The following is a 6,734-nucleotide window of genomic DNA, read 5'->3' as shown; positions in this document are numbered from 1 at the left end:
CGCTGCTGTCGACGTTCACGGGCGTGATGCCGTCGTCGTTGCCCGCGCTCTTTCCGACGAAGATCCGCTATGGCGCGCTTGCGATCGGCTTCAACGTGTCGGTGTCGCTGTTCGGCGGTACGACGCCGCTCGTTGCAGCGTGGCTCGTCGATCGCACCGGCAATCTGATGATGCCCGCGTACTATCTGATGGGCGCGTCGCTGATCGGTATCGTGTCGGTGATCGCGTTGCGCGAGACGGCTCGCAAGCCGCTGCTCGGCTCGGGTCCGTGCGTGGCCACGCGCGCCGAAGCGCTTGCTGTTCTCCGTCAGGCGAGCAAGAGCGTCAACGTCAAGAAGGCCTATCTCGCGGTCGTCAAGGAACGCGCGTAATACTGGCCGCCGGCTGCGCGGCCCCGCATTGGTCTCTCGTTCAGAAGCGGTCGACGTCGACCACAGCCTGCGCAAACGCCTGTGGCGCCTCCTGCGGCAGGTTATGGCCGATGCCACCCGTGATCGTCCGGTGTTCGTACTTGCCCGTGAACTTCCCTGCGTAAGCGCTCGACGGCGGATGCGGTGCGCCGTTGGCATCGCCCTCCAGCGTAATCGTGGGCACGCCGATCGTGGGGGCCGCGGCAAGCCGCTGCTCGAACTCGTCGTAGCGCGCCTCGCCCGCTGCAAGTCCTTGCCGCCAGCGATAGTTGTGGACAGTGATCTCCACATGGTCCGGATTGTCGAAGGCGGCCGCGCTGCGGTTGTACGTGGCGTCGTCGAAGTTCCATTTAGGCGAGGCCTGCCGCCAGATCAGCTTCGCGAACTCGTGTGTGTACTTCTCATAGCCCGCGCGTCCGCGATCCGTCGCGAAATAGAACTGGTACCACCACTGGAACTCCGCCTCGGGCGGCAACGGCATCGCGCCGGCCTTCTGACTGCCGATCAGATAGCCGCTTACCGACACCAGCCCCTTGCAGCGCTCTGGCCACAGCGCCGCGACGATATCTGCCGTGCGCGCGCCCCAGTCGAAGCCGGCGAGTACCGCTTGCTGGATGTTGAGCGCGTCCATCAGTGCGGTGATGTCGCTTGCCACAGCCGAGGGTTGTCCGTTGCGCATCGTGTCGCGCGAAAGGAAACGCGTCGAGCCGTAGCCGCGCAGATACGGGACGATCACGCGATAACCGCGCGATGCCAGCAACGGCGCAACATCGACGAAGCTATGAATGTCATAAGGCCAGCCGTGCAGAAGGATGACGGCAGGTCCGCTGGCCGGTCCCGCCTCTGCGTAGCCGACGTTCAGCAGGCCGGCGTCGATCTGCTTGAGCGACGCGAAAGACGTATGGCTACCCGGCTTCACCGGAGGCAAAATTGCGGTCTTCGATACGTTCGTCTGCGCACGCGCGGAACCCAGCATGCCGAACTGAGCAGCCGCAAAAGCAAGGGCCGTTGTGCCCAGGAAACTGCGACGACGTGAATCGATTCTCTCTGACATTTGCCTCTCCTTGTTGTTGAACGCGCTTGTGCCTCGAAGGTACTCGAATAGAGCGGCGACAGGAAGCGCCGTCACGGAAGCATTAAAGCGCGCCAAGGTATCTGCAATGTGTCGAGAACCCGGCTTATTGTGATGTTATGTATCTGATCCATGACCAGATACATTCGGGTACAAATCGCGGTACGCACGGACAAGCGATCTGATGCCGCTCGGCTGATCCGGCCGAGGGGGAGCTCCGCTTCGTCTGCACCTTCGGGCGCAAACGAATCGTGCTCCCCGACAAGCTCGTGAACTTACGCGCCCTTGACGAACTGCAGGCCGCCGAAGTTCTGGATCGTCGGAATGTCGACCTTCGTTTCCGTCTGCGTGACAGGTGCGACCACGATAGCCGGGCTGGCAAAACCGCCGCCGAATGCCGCGTTCGTGTTGAAGGCGTTGACGTTGCTTCCGCCGCGCACTTCCGAAAGTTCCTTGGCGGACAGTTCTTCGTTATGCGAAATATCTTTGATGGTCAGCGAGGTCATGATAAATCTCCTTGGATGGAACAGTTGCGAATTAAAAGAGAGTGAATCGTTTGCGATTTACAGCACAGCCTGGAGGCCGCCGAAGTTCTGGATCGTGGGGATCTGAACCTTCGTGTCGTTCTGCGTGACGGGGGCTACCACCACGCCCGGGCTGGCGAAGCCGCCGCCGAATGCCGCGTTGATGTTGCCGACGTTGTAGTTGCTGCCGCCGCGCACTTCGGAGAGTGCCTTGACGGAGAGTTCTGCGTTGTGCGAGAGGTCTTTGATGGTCAGCGATGCCATGATGAATCTCCTTGAATGGACTGGTTGCGAACTGAAAGAGAGTGAATCGTTTGCGATTTACAGCACAGCCTGCAGGCCGCCGAAGTTCTGGATCGTGGGGATCTGAACCTTCGTGTCGTTCTGCGTGACGGGGGCCACCACGACGCCCGGGCTGGCGAAGCCGCCGCCGAGGGCCGCGTTGATATTGGCGACGTTGTAGTTGCTGCCGCCGCGCACTTCGGAGAGCGCCTTGACGGAGAGTTCAGCATTGTGCGAGAGGTCTTTGATGGTCAGCGATGCCATGATGATTCTCCTGAATCGAACGGGTTGTTAAGTGATAGAGAGCGAGTCGTTTGCGATTTACATCAACACGCCTTGCAGGCCGCCGAAGTTCTGGATCGTGGGGATCTGAACCTTCGTGTCGTTCTGCGTGACGGGGGCCACCACGACGCCCGGGCTGGCGAAGCCGCCGCCGAATGCCGCGTTGATGTTGCCGACGTTGTAGTTGCTGCCGCCGCGCACTGCGGAGAGTGCCTTGACGGAAAGTTCTTCGTTATGCGAAAGGTCTTTGATGGTCAGCGATGCCATGATGAATCTCCTGATGGTCTATGTTTCGGTTTAGGTAGAGCACGATTTGTTTGCGCTCGCGGCTATATACGCACGGGCTGTGCCAAGCGTGGCGTGTGATGCGCTGATTATCTGTAAGGCACTGAAAATAAAGGCACTTTGGCGAATTAGCCGTCGTTGACCTTGCTTTTCATAGCAATTCGCAGCGAACGACGGCCTGTGCTTCGCCAACAGGTTGTCGGATAGCTGTCTGTTTTGATCGAACAGTGCCGAATTCCGTAGCCACGACTAATCCCATCACGGTGTAGAGAACCTGATGACGATGTGCCGCAGTTGAGGGCCGGCCTCAGTGCAAGGATTGGAAATAGGAGGGTCAACGCGATCTTTCAATATCGCGCGCGCGGCGCGGATAGACGAGAACGCCGCGCGTCGCCGGGCATAACGCAGTTCCATGGCCGGTGGTGCGTTTTCAGCTGCGATGTGAGTGGAACAGGTATGGAGCGACAGTGTTTGAGCAATCGCGCGCGTCGCTGACTGCGAGCCCTGCGGGCCCTTTGGCGCACTGTATTCGTAGGTTTTTTTTGGCGCAAACAAAGAAGCCCGCCAGACGGAGAACGGCCTGGCGGGCTGAAGCCGTCAGGGACAAGACCTGACGGTGTCTCTCGGACGAACGCTTGATAGTGACTCCGTCTCCTCTTGGTGCTTACCCCGTTTCGTCGTTCTGTCGCGAGTTATCGAATGTGATCTGGCGAAGCGAAACCGGCATCGCAAGGCAAGACGGTTGCCGCATGCCGGGACTCAAAGCCCCTTCAGCCACTGCAGACCGCCGAAATTCTGGAGCGTGGGAATCACCACCTTCGTATCCGTCTGGATAACGGGCGCCACCACAATGGCCGGGCTGGCAAAGCCGCCACCGAACGCGGCGTTCACGTTGCCGAAATTGAAGTTGCTGCCGCCACGCACCGCGCCGCGCGCTCCGGCGGACAGTTCTGCATGATGCGAGAGGTCCCTGATCGTCAGCGAGGCCATGGTAGAACTCCTTGGATTGACGTGTGTTTCGATTTGGGAGAGCACGACTCGTCGCGCCCTGAGAAGCGAGAATCGCGGCTCTCCCGGATCAGCACTTACATGCCCTTCACGAACTGCAGGCCGCCGAAGTTCTGAATCGTCGGAATGTCGACCTTCGTGTCCGTCTGCGTGACGGGGGCCACGACGATGGCCGGGCTGGCAAAGCCGCCGCCGAATGCCGCGTTCGTATTGAAGGCGTTGTAGTTGCTGCCGCCGCGCACTGCCGAGAGGGCGTCAACGGAAAGTTCTTCGTTATGCGAAAGATCTTTGATGGTCAGCGAAGTCATGATAAATCTCCTGTTAGGCGTGTTTCAGTGGGAAGAGCACGTTTCGTTGCGCTCGCTCCCACATATGCATGGGTTGTGCCAGTCGTTGTATCGCGCTCCGCTGGCAGAGCCTAACCGATTGAAATAAAAGAGTATTCATTCTGAGAGCGGCTCATCGGAGGGCCTTCGGCTCTCCCGCCCAATAGCTCGAGTTCGGTTTCTGGCCAACAGATTCGCGCACAGCTGTCTGATTGCACCGAACACCCGGGCGGCAAGATTGCGTCGGTCCTGGCGAGACGTGCCGATTCGCCCGACTGCCCGCTTTCGCTCAATTCGCTGGCGCTGTTGGGAGCGGTTCAAGTCCGCTCCCGATGATCGCGGGCACTGCATCCGGCGACGACAGAAAGCGGATCAGCGCTGCCGCGCCGGCGGGATTCTTCGCATTGGCGCAAATGCCTCCAGAGTACACCGTGTACCTCTGCAATTCGGCAGGCAAGCTGCCGGCAAACGTCACGCCCTTTGCGGGCAACAGTTCGACGACCTGCTGGAATCCGATCTCGGCCCGCCCGTTCGCGACGGCATCGGCGACCTGCTCCGCGGGTATCATGCGGCTCTTGATCGCGATTCGTCCCGCAATGCCGAGACGCTCGAACAGTTCGCGGCCGATATAGACACCGGTCGCGTTGTCTGGATAGACGATCGATTGCGCGGCGAGCAGCGTGCGCCGCAATGCGTCGATGGAACTGATATCCGGCTTCGGCTCGCCTTCACGAACCACCACGCCGATTGCCGAGCGAGCCAAGTCCACCTTACTGCCTGGCACGACCTTGCCGGCGTCGATCTGATCGTCAATCGCATAGCTGACGACGATCAGCACGTCGGCCCATTCGCCACGCGAAAGACGCACGGGAATCGCATTCGCGGCCTTGCCCGTCACGGGCCCCCAGACGGTGGTCAACGTGCGGCCCGTGGTCTCCTGGAACTGCGGGCCCAGTTCGCGATACGCCGACGCGAAGCCGCCCGAGATCATGACTTTCACGTCATCCGCCGATGCCGCGCTGCTGCCCAGCAACGTGCCCGCCACGCAGAGCGCGAATACTCGAACCCTTAGCTTGCGGATAGTCACGGTCCCGCTCCATGTCGATGGGACGTCCTCTGGCGCTGTGGCATCGCATGCGGCGAACACCGCAGCTAATGGACAACGCGTTCGTTCAATTCCGGGTTCGAGTGTAGGCCATTCGCGCTGCGCTACGACAGATCGTTGCATGGCTACACGTAGAACGTTGGCTCATCGCGATGCGCGAGTTCGTCGTTGACAAGGCCTTTGGCAGGCAGTCTTTCAGGAACGAGGCGGAATGCGGCGCCAGGTCGCTGCGACGATCAGCAGAAACAGCACATAGGCGGCTACGAAAACCCAGGCGGGCAAATCGTAATACAGCAGGGCACTCACCCAGCGCTGCACGAATCCCTGCGGGCCGGTCGCGCCCGTGCGTAGCCAGTCCTCGAGGACGGTTAGCGGGCACGACACGCCAAGAACTGCCAGCATCGCGACAATACCGATGGCCGCAAGGTGGACGATCCGGAAAGCGCGGTTGCGCACCCAATCGCGCTTCAGGGCGGCGCCGACCCAGATCGCAATCAACCCGCCGACGATGAACACGACGATCAGCGCGTGTAGCACAAGTACCGTATTAGCGAGCCAGATCACGATGTCCTTGCCATGTTCGATAACTGTCGAAGAGTCGGCCTTGGGTTAAGGGCGGCCTGGCAGATGCCGCGTCACGCAGGCCAGCCGGTAAGGCTGTGAATTTTGCGGCCTTTCTTGAGGGTTCGAATGTTGACACATGCTACGCCCGCCGAAACGGCGTACGGCCATCGGCGCAATGGCGTGTTGCCCCGCCTTTCCGGGAGTGTAAGAGCGTTCGTCGTTGAACGCGCGAGACGTGCGGCGGACCGCAAACGCAAATTGCTGCAGCGGTGACACACGTTTTTAATAGGCGGATTGCGTCGGCAGCAGCGCCGGCCAGAGGAAGGTAAAACGCGACGCCGTAAACGCCACGACCCCGCCTGCTGAGGGGCGGGGTCGGGTCTGGGGTAAGGAGCCTGACGATTACCTACTTTCACACGGGCAATCCGCACTATCATCGGCGTGGAGTCGTTTCACGGTCCTGTTCGGGATGGGAAGGGGTGGGACCGACTCGCTATGGTCATCAGGCATGACGGGTTGCTGCGCCGCTGGTTTGAGCGCCGCAGCCAATCGGGAAGAAGCGTAAAGGGTGTGTTGGGGTTGTGTTGTTTGTACTGGCACAACACGGATCTCTCGACCGTCTGCGTGTCCTGCCCCCTTCGGGGGCGCGGTCCGGGTCATGCCGAAGCATTAACCATGACCGTAAAACACACCGGTTATAGGATCAAGCCTTACGGGCAATTAGTATCAGTTAGCTTAACGCATTACTGCGCTTCCACACCTGACCTATCAACGTCCTGGTCTTGAACGACCCTTCAAGGGGCTCGAAGCCCCGGGGATATCTCATCTCAAGGCGAGTTTCCCGCTTAGATGCTTTCAGCGGTTATCTCTTCCGAA

Annotated in this window: 9 protein-coding genes, 2 rRNA genes and 1 pseudogene; 1 reads left to right on the top strand and 11 read right to left on the bottom strand. The window is 60.2% G+C overall.

Annotation, left to right across the window (positions count from 1 at the left end; translation table 11 throughout):
* Positions 1-371 (top strand): annotated as a pseudogene (locus GCT13_RS46395) (MFS transporter); the annotation flags it as partial.
* 40 nt (positions 372-411) lie between these two features.
* Here the strand turns inward: GCT13_RS46395 and GCT13_RS46390 are convergent.
* The 11 genes from GCT13_RS46390 to GCT13_RS46340 form a co-directional block, all read right to left on the bottom strand.
* Positions 412-1,464 carry an alpha/beta fold hydrolase gene (locus GCT13_RS46390; protein WP_152768297.1) on the bottom strand — a complete coding sequence of 351 codons (1,053 nt, stop codon included), beginning with the start codon at positions 1,462-1,464 and terminating at the stop codon, positions 412-414.
* A 293-nt stretch (positions 1,465-1,757) separates the two neighbouring features.
* Positions 1,758-1,988, bottom strand: a complete 231-nt coding sequence (locus GCT13_RS46385) for a hypothetical protein (protein WP_090874122.1) — start codon at positions 1,986-1,988, stop codon at positions 1,758-1,760.
* A gap of 57 nt (positions 1,989-2,045) precedes the next feature.
* On the bottom strand, positions 2,046-2,270 hold the full coding sequence (locus tag GCT13_RS46380; protein WP_152768296.1) for a hypothetical protein: 225 nt from the start codon (positions 2,268-2,270) through the stop codon (positions 2,046-2,048).
* 57 nt (positions 2,271-2,327) lie between these two features.
* Complete coding sequence (locus GCT13_RS46375) at positions 2,328-2,552, bottom strand: hypothetical protein (protein WP_152768295.1); 225 nt, start codon at positions 2,550-2,552, stop codon at positions 2,328-2,330.
* Between the two features lie 57 nt (positions 2,553-2,609).
* Positions 2,610-2,837, bottom strand: coding sequence for a hypothetical protein (locus GCT13_RS46370; protein ID WP_152768294.1), 228 nt, complete (start codon positions 2,835-2,837; stop codon positions 2,610-2,612).
* A gap of 777 nt (positions 2,838-3,614) precedes the next feature.
* Positions 3,615-3,845: a hypothetical protein gene (locus GCT13_RS46365; RefSeq protein ID WP_152768293.1), complete on the bottom strand. Its 231-nt coding sequence runs from the start codon at positions 3,843-3,845 to the stop codon at positions 3,615-3,617.
* A gap of 95 nt (positions 3,846-3,940) precedes the next feature.
* The gene (locus GCT13_RS46360; RefSeq protein WP_152768292.1) at positions 3,941-4,171 is read right to left on the bottom strand and encodes a hypothetical protein; all 231 of its coding nucleotides are present in this window, start codon (positions 4,169-4,171) and stop codon (positions 3,941-3,943) included.
* A 307-nt stretch (positions 4,172-4,478) separates the two neighbouring features.
* A complete protein-coding gene (locus GCT13_RS46355; protein WP_407670968.1) occupies positions 4,479-5,276 on the bottom strand; it encodes a molybdate ABC transporter substrate-binding protein in 798 nt (265 codons plus the stop codon).
* 213 nt (positions 5,277-5,489) lie between these two features.
* A complete protein-coding gene (locus GCT13_RS46350; RefSeq protein ID WP_321575061.1) occupies positions 5,490-5,858 on the bottom strand; it encodes a DUF2784 domain-containing protein in 369 nt (122 codons plus the stop codon).
* Positions 5,859-6,251: 393 nt separating this feature from the next.
* Positions 6,252-6,365, bottom strand: a 5S ribosomal RNA gene (gene rrf / locus GCT13_RS46345).
* 192 nt (positions 6,366-6,557) lie between these two features.
* Positions 6,558-6,734 (bottom strand): 23S ribosomal RNA (locus GCT13_RS46340); the annotation flags it as partial.

The sequence above is a fragment of the Paraburkholderia franconis genome, assembly GCF_009362735.1.
GTDB classification, from domain to species: domain Bacteria; phylum Pseudomonadota; class Gammaproteobacteria; order Burkholderiales; family Burkholderiaceae; genus Paraburkholderia; species Paraburkholderia franconis.
The sequence above is the reverse complement of the archived record's forward strand: the minus strand, read 5'-3'. Positions and strand labels throughout refer to the sequence as shown.

What these genes read in the sequence shown, in the direction of transcription:
- GCT13_RS46390 (WP_152768297.1), bottom strand. Translation starts at nt 1,464, where the DNA reads ATGTCAGAGAGAATCGATTCACGTCGTCGCAGTTTCCTGGGCACAACG.
- GCT13_RS46385 (WP_090874122.1), bottom strand. Translation starts at nt 1,988, where the DNA reads ATGACCTCGCTGACCATCAAAGATATTTCGCATAACGAAGAACTGTCC.
- GCT13_RS46380 (WP_152768296.1), bottom strand. Translation starts at nt 2,270, where the DNA reads ATGGCATCGCTGACCATCAAAGACCTCTCGCACAACGCAGAACTCTCC.
- GCT13_RS46375 (WP_152768295.1), bottom strand. Translation starts at nt 2,552, where the DNA reads ATGGCATCGCTGACCATCAAAGACCTCTCGCACAATGCTGAACTCTCC.
- GCT13_RS46370 (WP_152768294.1), bottom strand. Translation starts at nt 2,837, where the DNA reads ATGGCATCGCTGACCATCAAAGACCTTTCGCATAACGAAGAACTTTCC.
- GCT13_RS46365 (WP_152768293.1), bottom strand. Translation starts at nt 3,845, where the DNA reads ATGGCCTCGCTGACGATCAGGGACCTCTCGCATCATGCAGAACTGTCC.
- GCT13_RS46360 (WP_152768292.1), bottom strand. Translation starts at nt 4,171, where the DNA reads ATGACTTCGCTGACCATCAAAGATCTTTCGCATAACGAAGAACTTTCC.